This is a genomic window from Burkholderia sp. BCC0506 (assembly GCF_902833145.1).
Taxonomy (GTDB): domain Bacteria; phylum Pseudomonadota; class Gammaproteobacteria; order Burkholderiales; family Burkholderiaceae; genus Burkholderia.
The window spans coordinates 273,846-291,428 of record NZ_CADFEN010000006.1; the positions used below are offsets into that span (position 1 = coordinate 273,846).

17 protein-coding genes are annotated in these 17,583 nt (G+C 69.1%); 11 read left to right on the forward strand and 6 right to left on the reverse strand.

Annotated elements, in window-relative coordinates; translation table 11 throughout:
- Positions 1-56 precede the first annotated feature (56 nt).
- On the reverse strand, positions 57-953 hold the full coding sequence (locus HWX62_RS16305; RefSeq protein WP_175928018.1) for an alpha/beta hydrolase: 897 nt from the start codon (positions 951-953) through the stop codon (positions 57-59).
- A 238-nt stretch (positions 954-1,191) separates the two neighbouring features.
- Here HWX62_RS16305 and HWX62_RS16310 point away from each other — a divergent pair, with 238 nt between their 5' ends.
- Positions 1,192-2,151, forward strand: coding sequence for a nitronate monooxygenase family protein (locus HWX62_RS16310; protein WP_175928019.1), 960 nt, complete (start codon positions 1,192-1,194; stop codon positions 2,149-2,151).
- Positions 2,152-2,273: 122 nt separating this feature from the next.
- On the opposite strand, the gene HWX62_RS16315 is transcribed toward HWX62_RS16310, so the two are convergent.
- The 3 genes from HWX62_RS16315 to HWX62_RS16325 form a co-directional block, all read right to left on the reverse strand.
- A complete protein-coding gene (locus HWX62_RS16315) occupies positions 2,274-3,236 on the reverse strand; it encodes a LysR family transcriptional regulator (RefSeq protein WP_175928020.1) in 963 nt (320 codons plus the stop codon).
- Between the two features lie 182 nt (positions 3,237-3,418).
- Positions 3,419-4,495, reverse strand: a complete 1,077-nt coding sequence (locus HWX62_RS16320; protein ID WP_175928021.1) for a porin — start codon at positions 4,493-4,495, stop codon at positions 3,419-3,421.
- A 342-nt stretch (positions 4,496-4,837) separates the two neighbouring features.
- On the reverse strand, positions 4,838-5,317 hold the full coding sequence (locus tag HWX62_RS16325) for a peptide-binding protein (protein WP_175928022.1): 480 nt from the start codon (positions 5,315-5,317) through the stop codon (positions 4,838-4,840).
- A 348-nt stretch (positions 5,318-5,665) separates the two neighbouring features.
- On the opposite strand from HWX62_RS16325, the gene HWX62_RS16330 reads away from it, so the two are divergent.
- The 6 genes from HWX62_RS16330 (at position 5,666) to HWX62_RS16355 (ending at position 12,590) form a co-directional block, all read left to right on the forward strand.
- Positions 5,666-6,697 carry a bile acid:sodium symporter family protein gene (locus HWX62_RS16330; RefSeq protein ID WP_175928023.1) on the forward strand — a complete coding sequence of 344 codons (1,032 nt, stop codon included), beginning with the start codon at positions 5,666-5,668 and terminating at the stop codon, positions 6,695-6,697.
- A gap of 187 nt (positions 6,698-6,884) precedes the next feature.
- Complete coding sequence (locus HWX62_RS16335; RefSeq protein ID WP_175928024.1) at positions 6,885-8,726, forward strand: phosphodiesterase; 1,842 nt, start codon at positions 6,885-6,887, stop codon at positions 8,724-8,726.
- A gap of 284 nt (positions 8,727-9,010) precedes the next feature.
- On the forward strand, positions 9,011-10,030 hold the full coding sequence (locus tag HWX62_RS16340; RefSeq protein ID WP_175928025.1) for a LacI family DNA-binding transcriptional regulator: 1,020 nt from the start codon (positions 9,011-9,013) through the stop codon (positions 10,028-10,030).
- Positions 10,027-11,307: an AGE family epimerase/isomerase gene (locus tag HWX62_RS16345; protein WP_175928026.1), complete on the forward strand. Its 1,281-nt coding sequence runs from the start codon at positions 10,027-10,029 to the stop codon at positions 11,305-11,307. The genes HWX62_RS16340 and HWX62_RS16345 overlap by 4 nt, the downstream gene beginning before the upstream one ends.
- Positions 11,304-12,212, forward strand: a complete 909-nt coding sequence (locus HWX62_RS16350) for a carbohydrate kinase (RefSeq protein WP_175928027.1) — start codon at positions 11,304-11,306, stop codon at positions 12,210-12,212. The genes HWX62_RS16345 and HWX62_RS16350 overlap by 4 nt, the downstream gene beginning before the upstream one ends.
- 156 nt (positions 12,213-12,368) lie before the next feature.
- Positions 12,369-12,590 (forward strand): hypothetical protein, encoded by a 222-nt coding sequence (locus HWX62_RS16355; RefSeq protein ID WP_006484657.1) that lies wholly within the window; start codon positions 12,369-12,371, stop codon positions 12,588-12,590.
- A 24-nt stretch (positions 12,591-12,614) separates the two neighbouring features.
- Here HWX62_RS16355 and HWX62_RS16360 read toward each other — a convergent pair whose 3' ends face one another.
- Both HWX62_RS16360 and HWX62_RS16365 read right to left on the reverse strand, forming a co-directional pair.
- Complete coding sequence (locus HWX62_RS16360) at positions 12,615-12,809, reverse strand: DUF2905 domain-containing protein (RefSeq protein ID WP_006484654.1); 195 nt, start codon at positions 12,807-12,809, stop codon at positions 12,615-12,617.
- A 12-nt stretch (positions 12,810-12,821) separates the two neighbouring features.
- The gene (locus HWX62_RS16365; RefSeq protein WP_175928028.1) at positions 12,822-14,012 is read right to left on the reverse strand and encodes an SAM-dependent methyltransferase; all 1,191 of its coding nucleotides are present in this window, start codon (positions 14,010-14,012) and stop codon (positions 12,822-12,824) included.
- Between the two features lie 13 nt (positions 14,013-14,025).
- On the opposite strand from HWX62_RS16365, the gene HWX62_RS16370 reads away from it, so the two are divergent.
- The 4 genes from HWX62_RS16370 (at position 14,026) to glmU (ending at position 17,566) form a co-directional block, all read left to right on the forward strand.
- Positions 14,026-14,598 carry a Rossmann fold domain-containing protein gene (locus HWX62_RS16370; protein WP_175985179.1) on the forward strand — a complete coding sequence of 191 codons (573 nt, stop codon included), beginning with the start codon at positions 14,026-14,028 and terminating at the stop codon, positions 14,596-14,598.
- Positions 14,599-14,673: 75 nt separating this feature from the next.
- Positions 14,674-15,078 carry a dihydroneopterin aldolase gene (locus HWX62_RS16375; RefSeq protein WP_124593486.1) on the forward strand — a complete coding sequence of 135 codons (405 nt, stop codon included), beginning with the start codon at positions 14,674-14,676 and terminating at the stop codon, positions 15,076-15,078.
- Positions 15,075-16,070 (forward strand): tRNA 2-thiocytidine(32) synthetase TtcA, encoded by a 996-nt coding sequence (gene ttcA, locus HWX62_RS16380; RefSeq protein ID WP_175928030.1) that lies wholly within the window; start codon positions 15,075-15,077, stop codon positions 16,068-16,070. The genes HWX62_RS16375 and ttcA overlap by 4 nt, the downstream gene beginning before the upstream one ends.
- Positions 16,071-16,204: 134 nt before the next feature.
- Positions 16,205-17,566 carry a bifunctional UDP-N-acetylglucosamine diphosphorylase/glucosamine-1-phosphate N-acetyltransferase GlmU gene (gene glmU / locus HWX62_RS16385; protein WP_175928031.1) on the forward strand — a complete coding sequence of 454 codons (1,362 nt, stop codon included), beginning with the start codon at positions 16,205-16,207 and terminating at the stop codon, positions 17,564-17,566.
- Positions 17,567-17,583: the final 17 nt, after the last annotated feature.

Sequence of the window (17,583 nt, forward strand, 5' to 3'; positions counted from 1 at the left end):
GCCGCGGCGGGCCGCGCATACCGCAGAGCCGCGGGCGGCACGCGCCGCACGCCCCGTCACGCGGCCGTGTCGCGTGCCTCGAAGAACGCGAGCAGTTCGTCGATCAACGCGGCCGGCGCCTCTTCCGGAATGTAGTGCCCGCAGTCGAGCGCGCGGCCGCTGACGTCGCGCGCGACGCGCCGCCATTCGTCGAGCGGATCGAAGCAGCGGCCGACGATCCCGTGCTCGCCCCACAGCACGCGCAGCGGGCACGCGACCTTGTTGCCGCGCTCGAGATCCGCACGGTCGTGCTCGAGATCGATCGTCGCCGATGCGCGGTAGTCCTCGCACATCGCATGCACGGCGCCCGGCTGCGCGAGCGCCGCCCGGTACGCGTCGAGCGCCTCCGGCGCGAACGGCGCCAGCCCGGCCGAGCGGTTGCCCATCACGCGCTCGATATATGCATCGGTGTGCGCGCCGACCAGCGTCTCGGGCAGCGGCTCGGGCTGGATCAGGAAGAACCAGTGGAAATACGCGGTCGCGAACGCGCGATCGGTTTTCTCGTACATCGCGAGCGTGGGGGCAATGTCGAGCAGCATCATCCGCTCGACGGCATCCGCGTGATCGAGCGCGAGCCGGTGCGCGACCCGCGCGCCGCGATCGTGCGCGCACACATGGAATTGCCCGAAGCCGAAATGCCGCATCACGGCGACCTGGTCCGCCGCCATCGCCCGTTTCGAATACGGCATGTGCCGTGCGTCGCTCGGCGGCCGGCCCGAGGCGCCGTAGCCGCGCAGGTCGGTGGCGATCACGGTGAAGTGATTCGCGAGCGTCGCGGCAACGCGATGCCAGATCATGTGGGTCTGCGGATGGCCGTGCAGCAACAGCAGCGGCGGCCCCGCGCCTCCTTTGACACCGAAAATGTCGGTGTCCTGCACCGTCACGCGAAACGGTGCAAACGCCTCAAACGACATGGTTTGTTTCTCGTTGGTTTGTTATGGCGGCTATTTTAGGAGCGTCCGTGTGTCTTCACAGCGGGGTCGTCACCCGAAACCGTAGAAAGAGAACACTCACTCGATTGCCGGCACACCGCACGGTTTGTTAAGCTCGCATAGAACCGCACGATCGTTCGTATTAATATGAATGAGCGCATCGCGCCGCTACACTCGAATCACGTTCGACCGCCACGCCCCCGGAGACTGGAGACATCACATGGCATTGCCCACCGTCCTGCAGAACCTGACGCTGCCCGTCATCGCGTCGCCGATGTTCATCGTCAGCTACCCCGAACTCGTGCTCGCGCAATGCAAGGCGGGCATCGTCGGTTCGTTCCCCGCGCTCAACGCGCGCCCGGCCGAACTGCTCGACGAATGGCTCACGCAGATCCAGTCGGAACTCGCCAGCCACCAGGCAAAAAATCCCGACGCGGTGATCGGCCCGATCGCGGTCAACCAGATCGTCCACCAGTCGAATGCGCGGCTCGAGCACGACGTGCGCGTGTGCGTCGAGCACAAGGTGCCGATCTTCATCACGAGCCTGCGGGCGCCGGCGCGCGAGATCGTCGATGCGGTGCACGGCTACGGCGGCATCGTGCTGCACGACGTGATCAACCTGCGCCACGCGCAGAAGGCGCTCGAGGCCGGCGTCGACGGGCTGATCCTCGTCGCGGCCGGCGCCGGCGGCCACGCGGGCACGACGTCGCCGTTCGCGCTGGTCGGCGAAGTCCGCAAGATCTTCGACGGCCCGATCGTGCTGTCCGGCTCGATCGCGAACGGCGGCTCGATCCTCGCCGCGCAGGCGATGGGCGCCGACTTCGCGTACATGGGCACGCGCTTCATCGCGACGCAGGAAGCGCACGCGGTCGACGACTACAAGCGCGCGATCCTGAACGCGAAATCGTCGGACATCGTCTACACGAACCTCTTCACGGGCGTGCACGGCAACTACATCCGCGAGAGCATCGAGAAGGCCGGCCTCGATCCGGACGCGCTGCCGGAATCCGACAAGACCAAGATGAATTTCGGCAGCGACAAGACGAAGGCGTGGAAGGACATCTGGGGTGCCGGCCAGGGCGTCGGCCTGATGGACGACCTGCCGAGCGTCGGTGCGCTCGTCGAGCGACTGAAGCGCGAGTACGACGACGCGAAGGCGCGGCTCGGCATCCCGCGCTGAGCGATGCGGCGGCCGTCGCGGCCGCCGTCGCGACAAGTTCGTCACACCAAACGAAAAGCGCGAACCGCAGCGGTTCGCGCTTTTTTATTGCCCCGCCGCCGCGGGCGGGCCGACGATGCGGCTCAGACCGCGCGCTTCATTCGCGTAATCGGCAGCACGCGCAGCCGCGATTCGATCGACGGGCACAGCGACTGCCCGTCGAAACGCGCGGCCAGGAAGTCGACGAACGAGCGCACCTTCGCGGAGACGTGGCGACGGCTCGCGTACACCGCATAGATCGGCGCCTCGTGCGGGGGCACGGCATCGAGCAGCACCGGCACGAGCCGGCCCGATTCGATGTCGTCGCCGACCACTTCGGTACCGAGCAGCGCGATGCCCGCGCCGGCGAGCACGGCCGCGCGCAGCCCTTCGAGATGGTTCACGATCAGGTTGCCGTTCAGGTTCACGCGCGACGCGGCGGCCGCGTCGATCACCAGCGCATCGAGCATCGTCGAATTCGAATCGCGCCGCAGGTAGTTGTGGTTCGCGAGATCGGCGATCGTCTGCGGCGTGCCGTGCTTTTCGAGATAAGCGGGCGACGCAACCAGCAGGATGTGCGCGGTCGCGATCTGGCGCGCGACCAGCGACGACGATTTCAAGCCGTTCGGCGCCGCGCGCACCGCGACGTCGTAGCCTTCCTCGATCAGGTCGACCACGCGATCGGACAGCGTCATGTCGACGGTCACGTCCGGGAACCGGCCCGCGTAATCGGTGACGGCCTGCATCACGTGCCGCAGCCCGAACGCGGACAGCGACGTCACGCGCAGCCGGCCCTGCGGCACCACGCTCGCGGCGCCGACGGCCTGCCCGGCTTCGTCGAGTTCGGACAGCGCCTGCACGAGGCGCTCGTAGTATTCGCGTCCCGCCTCGGTCGGCGCGACGCGTCGTGTCGTGCGATGCAGCAGCCGCGCGCCGAGCTGCTGCTCGAGGTGCATCACGTGCTTGCTCGCCATCGCCGCCGACATCTGCATGCGCTCCGCCGCGCCGACGAAGCTACCCACTTCGACGACGTAGCGAAACACATTCATGCTGACGAGGGTATCCATCGAACTAGCTCGCAATCCCGGGGAATCGACCAATTACGGGATAGGGTAACAAAGGCGAGGAAACAGAAAGGTCAAGAAAGGCAAAACGGCGCCGCGGGTGGCGGCGCCGTTTAGGACGGGAAAACATGCAGCCGGCACGCGCGATTGACGCGCGCGGCCGGCGCATCGATCGCGCGTGCGCGTCAGAACTTCGCGCGGATGCCTGCGCCGAACGTGTTGCCGTTCGACAGGCCGCTGATGTGGTCGTTCATGTAGGCCGCGTAGACGTCGGTGCGCTTGGACAGCGGATAGTCGTAGCCGACGGCCCAGGTCTGGCGCGTCTGGTCGAGGCCGCCCGCGTCGCGCGAATACGCATACGACGCCATCGCGTTGCCCACGCCGATCGGCACCGACACGCCGCCCTGCGCGGTGTTCACGTGCCAGCTGCCCGCGACCTGGTCGTTCTTCGTATACATGTACTGGCCGAACAGCTTGACGAGCTTCAGGTCGTAGGTGGCGCCGACCAGCGCGATGCCCTGGCTCTTCATGCCGGTCACGAGCGCGCTCAGGTCCTGCGGGCCGTTGTTGAAGTTCACGTACTGATACATCGCGGTCGCCGCGAACGGGCCGTTCGCATAGTTGAACTGCGCGCTCCACTTCTTCGAACGGTTGTCGCCGGCCTGGTTGCCGAGTGCGTACATCGCGCCGAAGTTCAGGCCACCGAACGAAGGCGACGTGTACGACAGCGCGTTGTTCCAGCCCGAATCGCCGACCGCGCCCTGGTCGCTCGGATAGGTCGGGAACGTGCCGAGGCCGAGGAACACGTGATACACCATCGGCGAGAAGGTGTACGAGTCGTAGAACGGGTTGAACAGGATCGTCGACAGGAACAGGTGCGTCGTCAGGCGGCCTGCCGTCACCGTGCCGTACGGCGAGCTGATGCCGACGTACGCGTTGCGCGCGAAGAACGTGTCGCCCTGGAAGCGGCCGTACTGGCCGTTCTGCGCGCGGAAGAAGCTCTCCAACGTGAAGATCGCCTTGTAGCCGCTGCCGAGATCCTCGGCGCCGTGCAGGCCCCAGTAGGACGTCGACATGCCGCCGCCCGACACGTTCCATGCACGATCGCTGCCCGGGAACTTGGTGGCGCCGACCCATTCGTCAACCTGCCCGTAGAGCGAGACGCTCGACTGCGCGTGGACGGGTGCGGCAGCCGCCACGCAGGCGGCTGCGGCGATCAGCTTGACGGACGTGCGCGACGCACGGCGGGCGAATGCTTTCATGGGATCTCCAGGGTTTGTCGAAGTCGATAAGCGGCGCGAGCGTTGTTGTATGGAGCCGAGTGCTTGCGTCGTATGGGGCGCAGCCATCTTTACGGATCATTCGTCCGTTCAAAATTGCGCACACTTATTGCGGGTATAGCGCCAGCATTAACTTCGCGGCGGCTATCCATGGCCGGATGCACGGCGGCGGCCCGGCGCGAACGCGGTCGCACGGCGGGCGGCGGCGCGGCATGCGCGTGCCGGGCGCGAAAGATAGCGCAATGCGGCGGGAAAATCAGCGGAAATCTGCGCGCGACTGTGGCGAATTCGCATCAGCCGGCGGGGGGACGGGCGCCGGGGCGCTCAGTTTCGGTAGAACGGGGAGAAAAACGGCGAGTGCGCAGGCTCTTCCTGCGAGCGTGGCGGCGGCATCGGCCGGCCACCGCGCTCCTCGTTGTAGCGGGCGACGTCGGCGCGGATCGAGCCGGCGCGCAGCGGGACGTTGCCGCCGCCCGGCGGGCGCGGCATCTGGCGGACTTCGGCGCTGATCGGCCGATACGGGCTTTGCGCGGCGTAATGACCGTACGACGGGGTCGGGCGCAGCCCCCAGCGGGCGGCGCCGCTCACGCCGCCGGGACGCACGCCGGCGGCCGGCGAGCCGCGGCGCCAGACGGAGCCACCGGCCGCCGGCTGACCGTACGCGCGCATGTCGCCGCCGCCGAAACCGTGGCCGCCGAACCCGTGACCGCCATGGGGCGGCTGGGCGAGCGCGAGCGGCATCAGCAGCGTGCCGAGCACGCCTGCCACCCATCGTCCGATCTTCCGTTTCACCCGTTCCGTCATCGTTCCGTGCCCATCGACGCCCGCCGTCGGCTCCTTTCGGCCGACCCAAGGCTTTCAGCAGTAATTTATGAGCGGGCGGAAAGTGTGTCGAGCCAAAAAGTGTTATGTCGCCGGCATCGGTGTAACACCATGTTACTGCTAGGTTTTTTCGCTTTGGGACGCGATCGCGACAGCACATTCTTCTGCTGTCTTGCCCCCCGGTCGCGATGCGCGCGGCAGCCGCTTTCGCATGCAATCGATTCATCAATCGATTCACACAATGAATTTGTGTAGTGAATCGCCAACCGGGACAATAACGGCATCCGCGCGCGCGACGCGCGCCTTTGCCGTTTCCGAACCGAGTTCCCGATGGCCCGTCCCCGTTTTCTTCCCGACAACTTCACGCTCGCGCTCGTCGGCACCGTCGTGCTCGCGAGCCTGCTACCCTGCCGCGGCCCGGCCGCCCATGCGTTCAACTGGGCGACCAACATCGCGGTCGGCCTGCTGTTTTTCCTGCACGGCGCCAAACTGTCGCGCGAAGCCGTCGTCGCGGGCGCGACGCACTGGCGGCTGCACGCGGTCGTGCTGCTCAGCACGTTCGCGCTGTTCCCGCTGCTCGGCCTCGCGCTGAAACCCGTGCTGCAGCCGCTCGTCACGCCGGCGCTGTATGCGGGCGTGCTGTTCCTGTGCACGCTGCCGTCGACGGTCCAGTCGTCGATCGCGTTCACGTCGATCGCGAAGGGCAACGTGCCGGCCGCCGTGTGCGCGGCATCCGCGTCGAGCCTGCTCGGCATCTTCGTTACGCCGGCGCTCGTCGGGCTGATGATCACGTCGCAGTCGGCCGCCGCCGCGTCGCCGTGGAGCACCGTCGGCAGCATCGTGATGCAGCTGCTCGTGCCGTTCATCGCCGGCCAGTTGCTGCGGCCCGTGATCGGCGGGTGGATCGACCGCCATCGCGGCGTGCTGCGCTTCGTCGACCAGGGCTCGATCCTGCTGGTCGTCTACGTCGCGTTCAGCGAAGCCGTCAACGAGGGGCTGTGGCACCAGATCCCGCCGCGCGCGCTCGGCGGCCTGCTCGTCGTCAACCTCGTGCTGCTCGCGATCGCGCTGCTGCTGACCGCGTTCGTCAGCAAGCGGCTCGGCTTCAATCGCGCCGACCAGATCACGATCATCTTCTGCGGGTCGAAGAAGAGCCTCGCGGCCGGCGTGCCGATGGCGAAGGTGATTTTCTCGGCGAACGCGGTCGGCGCGATCGTGCTGCCGCTGATGCTGTTCCACCAGATCCAGCTGATGGCGTGCGCGGCGCTCGCGCAGCGCTGGGGCGCACGCGACACCCGCGGCGAGCGCGACGAGGGCGACGCGGCAGCCGCATCCGGCGCGCTGAGCCCGGGCAAGCGCTGACGCGCAGGCCGGCGACGGCCGCCGCCGGCGGCTTTCAGCCTTTCGTTCACCGCCTCTTCCGGCCACGCCCGGAGACACGTGCGGTGCGATGCGCCGGCCACGCCCGTCGTGTCACGAAATCTTCATTCAATTCTCCGCGAGCGGTGCCGTTAAGCCGGACGTCCCGTCGATTCGGCTGCCCTCGCCCATGCCCGCGCCCCACACCGATTCCGCTGTCGCCCGCACCACGCGCCTGATCGCGGAGCGCGCGCTCGCCGCCGTTTTCCAGCCGATCGTCGACCTCGGGTCGGGAACGGTCGTCGGTTACGAGGGGCTGATCCGCGGCCCGCGCGGCACCGACCTCGAGCCGCCCGCCGCGCTGTTCGCGCAGGCCGCGCGCGAAGGCGAAACCATCGCGCTCGAACAGGCCGCCGCGCTCACCTGCCTGGACGCGTTCGCGGCGCTCGGCTGCGACGGCAAGCTGTTCCTCAATTTCAGCGCGGGCACCATCCTCACGCTCGCGACCGAACGCGAGCGCGCACGCCAGTTCCTCGGCCGCGCGCGGGTCGGCGCCGAGCGCATCGTGATCGAGCTCACCGAGCAGAACGCGATTCCCGATATCGCGGACATCGGGCCGGCGGTCGCGTCGCTGCGCGACGCCGGCATCCAGTTCGCGCTCGACGACTACGGCACCGCGAACGCGAGCATGAACCTGTGGCTGCGCCTGCACCCGGACGTCGTGAAGATCGACCGCTTCTTCATCCACGACATCGCGCGCGACCCGCTCAAGTTCGAGGCCGTGAAGGCAATGCAGCACTTCGCGCAGGCGAGCGGCGCGAAGCTGATCGCGGAAGGGATCGAGAACGAATCCGACCTGATCGTCGTGCGCGACATGGGCATCTGCTGCGTGCAGGGCTTCCTGCTCGGCCGGCCGAACGCGCAGCCGTCGCGCGTGGTCGCGCCGGCCGCGCGCGACGCGATTCGCGCGCCGCATATCGCGGTGTTTCCCGGCGTGACGCGCACGGTGCGGCCGGCCGGCACGATCGCCGCCAAGATGCTCGTGCCCGCCCCGGCGCTGCCGCGCGACGCGACCAGCAACGACGTGCTCGAGCTGTTCAACCGGATGCCCGACCTGCACGCGGTCGCGCTCGTCGAGCGCGGGCGGCCCGTCGCGCTCGTGAATCGCCGCGGCTTCATCGACCGTTTCGCGCTGCCGTATCACCGCGAGGTGTTCGGGAAGAAGCCGTGCCTGCAGTTCGCGAACGATGCGCCGCTGATGATCGACAACGCGACCACCTTCGAGCAGCTCGCGATGCTGCTCGCGAGCCACGACCAGCGCTATCTCGCGGACGGCTTCGTGATCACCGAGCACGGCCGCTATGTCGGGCTCGGCACCGGCGAGAGCCTGGTACGCACGGTGACCGAGATGCGCATCGAGGCCGCGCGCTACGCGAATCCGCTCACCTTCCTGCCCGGCAACATCCCGATCAGCGCGCACATCGACCGCCTGCTCCAGCGCGACGCCGGCTTTCACGCGTGCTACGTCGACCTGAACCAGTTCAAGCCGTTCAACGACCAGTACGGCTACTGGCAGGGCGACGAAGTGCTGAAGTTCGCGGCGACGGTGCTGGCCGGCGTGTGCGACCCGCAGCGCGACTTTCTCGGCCACGTCGGCGGCGACGATTTCCTGGTGCTGTTCCAGCGCGACGACTGGCGCGAGCGCGCCGCCGACGCGATCGCGCGCTTCAACGACGGCGCGCAACTCTTCTACACGCAGGCCGACCGGCAGGCGGGCGGCCTGCGCGGCGAGGACCGCCACGGCAACCCGGCGTTCTTCGGCTTCGTGACGATGGCGATCGGCGCGGTCGGCGTGCCGGCCGGCGCACACGGCGCGAAACGCTACGGCAGCGACGAGATCGCGTCGGTCGCGGCGCTCGCGAAGCGGCGGGCGAAGCAGCAGCCCGACGGGCTCGCGGTCGTCGATCTCGATGCCGGCCGCGCCGCGCTGCGCGATCGCGGCGAACCGCCGACCGCGGCGGCGGTGGGCTGAGCGGCGCGCCGTCGCCGCGCGCGGCCACCACGGGGCACCGCCCCTCGCACCGCCCCGCGGCCGTGCGCCGGCTGCCGCCGCTTTCCTGCGCGCCGTCCGCGCCACCGGACACATCCTCACCTTGCCTTTTTCGCGTTTTGTTTAGTATTTTTAGTAACGGCGTTTTCGCAGATTAGCGCTCAAAAACCCGCTATTCGCGGGTATTCCCCGGTTATCCGGCCCGAATTCCGCGATACGTTTTACTATACAATCGCCTCCACCCTAAACAAACCGGACCCCGAACGATGGGTACGACCATTCGCGATGTGGCGCGGGCGGCAGCGGTTTCGATCGGCACCGTCTCGCGCGCGCTGAAAAACCAGCCCGGCCTGTCCGAAGCCACGCGTGCACGCATCGTCGGGATCGCGCAGCAGCTCGGCTACGATCCCGCGCAGCTGCGGCCGCGCATCCGCCGGCTCACCTTCCTGCTGCATCGCCAGCACAACCGCTTTCCCGCGAGCCCGTTCTTCTCGCACGTGCTGCACGGCGTCGAGGACGCCTGCCGCGAGCGCGGCATCGTGCCGACGCTGCTCACGGTCGGCCCGAACGACGACGTGCTGCGCCAGATGCGCCCGCACGCGCCCGACGCGATCGCCGTGGCCGGCTTCATCGAGCCGGAGACGATCGAGGCGCTCGCCGCCACCGGCCGGCCGCTCGTGCTGATCGACCTGTGGGCGCCCGGGTTGCGCTCGGTCAACATCGACAACGCGACGGGCGCGGCGCTCGCGATGCGCCACCTGCTCGCCGCCGGTCGCTCGCGGATCGCGTTCATCGGCGGCTCGGCCGCGCACTACAGCATCGCGCAGCGCGCGATCGGCTACCGGCGCGCGTTCTTCGAAGCCGGGCGGCTGTTCGACCCCGCGTACGAAGTGACGATCGACGCAGGGCTCGACCCCGATACCGGCGCCGCGCGTGCGATGGCGCAACTGCTCGACGCGCCGGGCCCGCGCCCGGACGCGGTGTTCGCGTACAACGACGCGGCCGCGCTGGCCGCGCAGCGCGTGTGCATCGCGCGCGGCGTGCGGATTCCGGACGACATCGCGATCGTCGGCTTCGACGACATCCCGGCCGCCGCGCACGCGAGCCCGCCGCTCACGACGCTCGCGGTCGACAAGGAAGCGCTCGGCCGCCGCGGCGTCGAGCTGCTGCTCGCCGAAGCGCCGGAGCGCACCGAGATTTCCCTGCCCGTCGAGCTGATCGTGCGGGCCAGCAGCCAGCCCGCCGGCTCCCCGGCACTCGATACCGCCACGGTCCACGAATCATGAACATGCCCCCGGTCCACCCCCGCGCCGCCGCACCGGCCGGCCATGCGCCCGCCGCGCCGTTCGTCGCGAGCTTCCGCGATCCGTCATTCCTGCTGTCGCACATCGAAGACACGCTGCGCTTCTACGCGACCCACGCATTCGACCCGACGGGCGGCTTCTACCACTACTTCCGCGACGACGGCAGCATCTACAACCGCACGTCGCGCCACCTCGTCAGCAGTTGCCGGTTCGTCTTCAACTACGCGATGGCGTACCGGCATTTCGGCGATCCGCGCCACCTGGAATACGCGCGCCACGGGCTGCGCTTCCTGCGCGACGCGCACTGGGACGACGCGCTGCAGGGCTACGACTGGGAGCTCGACTGGCGCGACGGCGCGAAGCGCGCGACGCTCGACGGCACGCGCCACTGCTACGGGCTCGCATTCGTGCTGCTCGCGGCCGCGCACGCGACGATGGCCGGCATCGACGAAGCGCGCCCGCTGATCGCCGCGACCTACGAGCTCGCCGAGCACCGCTTCTGGGATGCGGCCGCAGGCCTCTATGCGGACGACGCGACACCGAACTGGAACGTGTCGACGTATCGCGGCCAGAACGCGAACATGCACATGACGGAGGCGCTGCTCGCCGCGTACGAGGCGACCGGCCACCTCACCTACCTCGATCGCGCGGAAAAGCTCGCGACCCACATCACGCAGCGCCAGGCCGCGCTGTCGGGCGGGCTCGTGTGGGAGCACTACCATGCGGACTGGTCGGTCGACTGGGACTACAACAAGGAAGACAGCTCGAACATCTTCCGTCCGTGGGGCTTCCAGCCCGGGCACCAGACCGAATGGGCGAAGCTGCTGCTGATCCTCGAGCGGCACCGCCCGCTCGACTGGCTCGCGCCGCGCGCGGCCGAGCTGTTCGACGCGGCGCTCACGCATGCGTGGGACGCCGATCACGGCGGCCTCTGCTACGGCTTCGGCCCCGACTTCACGATCTGCGACCACAACAAGTATTTCTGGGTGCAGGCGGAAACCTTCGCGGCGGCCGCGATGCTCGGCGCGCGCACGGGCAGCGAGCGCTTCTGGGACTGGTACGACGAGATCTGGCGCTACAGCTGGGCGCATTTCGTCGATCACCGCTACGGCGCGTGGTACCGGATCCTCACCTGCGACAACCGCAAGTACAGCGACGAGAAGAGCCCGGCCGGCAAGACCGACTATCACACGATGGGCGCCTGCTACGACGTGCTCGCGACCCTCGCGCGGATGCAACGCAGCGAGCCGACGCAATGAGCGGCCGCACGTTTCCGGCTTTCGTGTCGGCGGGCGACATCCTGACCGACATGGTGCGCGCGGGCGACGCGCAGTGGACGTCGGTGCCGGGCGGCGCCGGCTGGAACGTCGCGCGCGCGGTCGCGCGGCTCGGCGTGCCGAGCGCGCTCGCCGGTTCGATCGGCGAAGACTGCTTTTCCGACGTGCTGTGGCACGCGAGCGAAGCGGCCGGGCTCGACCTGCGCTTCCTGCAGCGCGTCGCGCGGCCGCCGCTGCTCGCGATCGTCCACGAGACGCGCCCGCCCGCGTACTTCTTCATCGGCGAGGCGAGCGCCGATCTCGCGTTCGATCCCGCGCGGCTGCCGGCCGGCTGGACCGATCACGTGAAGTGGGCGCATTTCGGCTGCATCAGCCTCGTGCGCGAACCGCTCGCGGGCACGCTCGTCGCGCTCGCGGCCGATCTGCATGCGCGCGGCGTGAAGATCAGCTTCGACCCGAACTGCCGGAACCTGATGACGGCCGCGTACCGGCCGACGCTCGAGAAGATGGCCGCCCTCGCCGACCTGATCAAGGTGTCCGACGAGGACTTGCGCCACCTGTTCGGCGGCGACGGCCCCGACGCGATCGCGGCGGTGCGCGCGCTGAACCCGCGCGCGGCCGTGCTCGTCACGCGCGGCGCGCAGGCGGCGACGCTCCACGCGGACGGCGACGTGCACGAAGCCAGCCCGCCGCGCGTCGAGGTGGTCGACACCGTCGGCGCGGGCGACGCGTCGATCGGCGGCCTGCTGTTCAGCCTGATGGCCGCGCCACAGCGCTCGTGGCGCGACCATCTCGCGTTCGCGCTCGCGGCCGGCGCCGCCGCGTGCCGGCACACGGGCGCGCACGCGCCGACGCTCGACGAGGTCGTCGCGCTGCTGGAGGGGTGAAGGGACGTTGAAGGAACGACGTGGGCGCGGTGACCGGTACGATGACCGATACGATGACCGATACGATGACCGGTCGCCGATCGGTCACCGATAAACCGCACTCACCATGCTGCGCCGCAGTGCTACGATGAAGTGTCCTATTGCGGGAGAGGCACGATGGACACGAACACGTTCACCAAAGGCATCTACACGGCCAAGGCGCATACGCACCGCGCGGACAACGGCGAGTTTCAGGGCTACGTGATCCTCGCGCGGGACGACGGCGACGAGACGGAGAACATGCGCTACGACGTCCACACGACGAGTTCGAGCGAGGAAGAAGCGTTCGAGGAAGCGAAGGCGCTTGCGCACCGGATCCTCGGCGAAATCGAGCTGTGATGCGCGCCCCTTTTTCGGCGCGGCTCAAAGCAGCCGCGCCACCATCGATACCAGCATCGTCAGCACCAGCGTCGACATGAACGGGAACGGGTAGCGTCGCCCGCCGAGCGTCAGCGTGACGTCGCCCGGCATCCGCCCGATGCCGAGCTTGCCGAGCCACGGCCAGCAGCGCGTCAGGATCATCACCGCGACGAACGACGCCATCAGCCAGCGCAGCATCCCCGGCTCCCGTCAGAGCGCGTGCGAGCGGTCGCCGCGCGCGAACGCGTCGAGCGTGCCGTCGATGCCGCGCGAAAACGCGATCACCTTGAACAGCTCGCCCATCTCGGCTTCCGAGATCAGCTTCTGCACCGCGTTCGCGGCCGGCAGGAACTGATGGATGTCGGACGGATCGATCGCGGCGAGCGCGTCGGTGATGCCCGCGTTCAACAGGAAGCGCGCCTGCGACGTGTAGCCGAGCAGGTCGACGCCGGTGGCGATCGCGGCCTCGTAGATGCCGGTGAATTCGACGTGCGAGGTGATGTCCTGCAGGCCCGGGTACACGAACGGATCGTCGTGCGCGTGGTGGCGGTAGTGGCACATCAGCGTGCCGCGATCGCGCTGCGGGTGGTAGTACTCGTGCGCGGGAAAACCGTAGTCGACCAGCAGCACCGCGCCGCGCGCGAGCATCGTGCACACGGTGCGCGTGAACGCGAGCGCGGCCTCGTGCGTTTCGGTCACGTAGCCGTCGCCGACGTCGAGCCCCGCGAGCCCTGTCGGCAGGCCGGCGGCGCCGACCGGCCGGTCGTCGAACACGAACGCCTGCCGCGCGTCGAGCGCGACGCCGCGCTCGCGCCACGCGCCGTCCGTCTTCGCGAAGAGGCGCACCGGCATCGCGTCGAGCACCTCGTTGCCGACCACGACACCCTCGAACCGCTCCGGCAACGCGTCGAGCCAGCGCACCTTCGCGGCCAGCGCCGGCACCGCGGCTTCGATCGTGCCGCGTTGCCGTTCGCGCAGCTCGCCGGACAGGTCGACGATCAGGTATTCGTCGAGTTCGACACCCGGCGCATCGAGCGCCGCGAGCAGCCCGGCCGCGAGCTTGCCCGTGCCGGCGCCGAATTCCATCACGCGGCGCGTGCCGCTCGCCGCGAGCGCGTCGGCCACCGGTTGGGCGAGCGTCTGCGCAAACAGCGGCGACAGCTCCGGCGCGGTGACGAAGTCGCTGCCGTCGTCGGCCCGGCGCCCGAACTTGCGCGCGCCGCCGCTGTAATAGCCGAGCCCCGGCGCATACAGCGCGCGCTCCATGAAGCGGTCGAACGGCAGCCAGCCGCCGGCCGCCGCGATCTCGTCGCGCAGTTGCGCGGCAAGGGTTTCGGACTGCGCGAGCGCGTCAGGGCCGGGAGCAGGTAAACTAGCGGGTTCGTGAGCTTTCGGGTTCATCCCGGCATTGTAAATGACCGTTTCAGCCGATACGTCGACCCCACGCGTGGTGCTCGTCACGGGCGCCCTGGGCAGCGCGGCCGACGCCGCGTCGATCGGCCGCGCGCTCGCGACGGGCTTCGCACGCCGCGGCTGGGACGTCGCGCTGCAGCGCAGTCACGGCGCGCCGCGCGCGGCCGCCGATGCACTCGTCGCCGAAGTCGCGGCGCTGGGCCGCCGCGCGGCCGTGCTCGACGCCGATCCGGCCCTCGAAGCCGATGCGGCTGCGCTCGTCGCCGCGCGCGATAACGAAGCGCTGCGCGCGTGCGCGATCCACGTGCTGGATCAGGCCCTGTTTCATCCGGCGCCGGCGCAGCTGTCGCACGCGCTGATGCAGGCCGCGCTGAACCGCGCGACGTCGGCGCTCGCGCTGGCGCTCGCACCGAAGGTGCGGGTCGCGGCGCTCGTGCGCGGCCACGCGCCGCACGCGGACGACATCGCGGCGGCCGCCTGCTATCTCGCGAGCGCGCCCGGCGTGACGGGCGCGACGCTGACCGTCGACGGCGGCGAGCACCTGGTGCCGCCCGCCGCCGGCCCGAATGAATGAACCGCGCGGGCGCGGCCTGAGCGCCGCCGCCCGCGCCGCTTTGCGTGCGCGCACGCCAATTTGACTGGGACGACCATGTTTTCCGCTCTCCTGCACCCCCGCCTCGCGGATTGCCGCAGGCTCTACCTGCGCGACTACGAGGTGCACATCAACATCGGGGCCTTCGAACACGAGAAGCGCGGCGAGCAGCGCGTCGTCATCAACGTCGACCTGTTCGTGCCGCTCGCGCAGTCCACTCCCGTCGACGACCGGCTGCATGAAGTCGTCGACTACGATCTGATGAAGCAGAGCGTCGCGCAGAGCCTGGCGCGCGGCCACATCCACCTGCAGGAAACGCTGTGCGATTCGATCGCCGCGCACCTGCTGGCGCACGACGCCGTGCGCGCGGTACGTGTCCGTACCGAGAAACCGGACGCCTATCCGGACTGCGACGCCGTCGGCGTCGAGGTCTTTCGCATCAAGGACGAGGAGCGCGCATGAACGCCCCCCACATGAACGACACGGCGGCCGACGCCGCCACGCTGGATGAAACCGCCGCCCCGGGCGGCCGCCCCGCGCTCACGCGCCGCGAGCAGAAGGAAGCGTACGAGAACAACAAGCTGTTCAAGCGGATCGTGCGCCAGGTCGGCCAGGCGATCGGCGACTACAACATGATCGAGGACGGCGACAAGGTGATGGTGTGCCTGTCGGGCGGCAAGGATAGCTACGCGATGCTCGACGTGCTGCTGCGCCTGCGCGAGCGTGCGCCGATCGATTTCGACATCGTCGCGGTGAACCTCGACCAGAAGCAGCCGGGCTTCCCCGAGCACGTGCTGCCCGAATACCTGAAGCAGGTCGGCGTGCCGTTCCACATCGAGAACCAGGACACCTACAGCATCGTCAAGCGGCTCGTGCCGGAAGGCAAGACGACCTGCTCGCTGTGCTCGCGGCTGCGCCGCGGGATCCTGTACCGCGTGGCCGGCGAGCTCGGCGCGACCAAGATCGCGCTCGGCCATCACCGCGACGACATCGTGCAGACGCTGCTGCTGAACATGTTCTACGGCGGCAAGCTGAAGGGAATGCCGCCGAAGCTGCAGTCGGACGACGGCAAGAACATCGTGATCCGCCCGCTCGCGTACGTGAAGGAAACCGATCTCGAGAAATACGCGGAGCTGCGCGAATTCCCGATCATCCCGTGCAACCTGTGCGGCAGCCAGCCGAACCTGAAGCGCGCGGAAATGAAGGCGCTGATCCGCGAATGGGACAAGCGCTTCCCGGGCCGCGTCGATAACATGTTCAACGCGCTCGCGAAGGTCGTGCCGTCGCACCTGATGGACACGACGCTGTACCCGTTCCAGTCGCTGCGCGCGACGGGCGAGGCCGATCCGCAAGGCGACATCGCGTTCGACGAGGAGCCGTGCGCGTCGGGCGACGACCCGGCCGTGCCGGGCGCCGCCCAGCCGATCTCGATCGTCCAGTTCGACGACCTGTAAGCAGGGCCCGAGCGCCGCCGGAACGGGGCCCGCGGGCCCTGTTCCCGCGCTGTCGCCCCGCCGCGACAGGCCAGGAACGCCAGGGGCCGCATGCTAAAATGGACGGCTTCGAACTCCCTGACCAAGCGCGCGCCATGAATATCGTGATTTTGGCGGCAGGCACCGGCAAGCGCATGCGTTCCGCGCTGCCGAAAGTGCTTCACCCCCTGGCCGGCAGGCCGCTCCTCTCCCACGTCATCGACACCGCGCGCACGCTGCAGCCGTCCCGGCTCGTGGTCGTCGTCGGCCACGGCGCCGAGCAGGTCCAGGCCGCCGTCGCCGCGCCCGATGTCCAGTTCGCGGTGCAGGCCGAGCAGCTCGGCACCGGCCATGCGGTCCGCCAGGCGCTGCCGCTCCTCGATCCCGCGCAACCGACGCTCGTGCTGTACGGCGACGTGCCGCTCACGCGCGCGTCGACGCTGCGGCGTCTCGTCGATGCCGCGCGCGAGGGCCGCTACGGGATCCTGACCGTCACGCTCGACGACCCGACCGGCTACGGCCGCATCGTGCGCGACGCGGCCGGCTTCGTCACGCGCATCGTCGAGCAGAAGGATGCGTCGCCGGAGGAACTGAAGATCGCCGAGATCAACACCGGCATCATCGTCACGCCCACGGCCCAGCTGTCGATGTGGCTCGGCGCGCTGAAGAACGAGAACGCGCAGGGCGAGTACTACCTGACCGACGTCGTCGAGCTCGCGATCGAGGCCGGCTTCGAGGTCGTCACGTCGCAGCCCGACGAGGAATGGGAAACGCTCGGCGTGAACAGCAAGGCGCAGCTCGCGGAGCTCGAACGCATTCATCAGCGCAACGTGGCGGACGCGCTGCTCGCCGACGGCGTCACGCTCGCCGATCCGGCGCGCCTCGACGTGCGCGGCGCGCTGCGCTGCGGCCGCGACGTGTCGATCGACGTGAACTGCGTGTTCGAAGGCAACGTGACGCTCGCCGACGACGTGACGATCGGCGCGAACTGCGTGATCCGCAACGCGTCGGTCGGCGCCGGCACGCGCATCGACGCGTTCACGCACATCGACGGCGCCGAACTCGGCGCGCACACCGTGATCGGCCCGTACGCGCGGCTGCGCCCCGGCGCGCAGCTCGCGGACGAAGCACACGTCGGCAACTTCGTCGAGGTAAAGAACGCGGTGATCGGCCACGGCTCGAAGGCGAACCACCTCACGTACATCGGCGACGCCGACATCGGCGCGCGCGTGAACATCGGCGCGGGCACGATCACCTGCAACTACGACGGCGCGAACAAGTTCCGCACCGTGATCGAGGACGACGTGTTCGTCGGTTCCGACACGCAGCTCGTCGCGCCCGTGCGCGTCGGCCGCGGCGTGACGATCGCCGCCGGCACGACGATCTGGAAGGACGTCGCCGAAGGCGTCCTCGCGTTGAACGAGAAGACGCAGACCGCGAAGAGCGGCTACGTCCGCCCGGTCAAGAAGAAGAGCTGAACCTTTTGCGGGCGCCC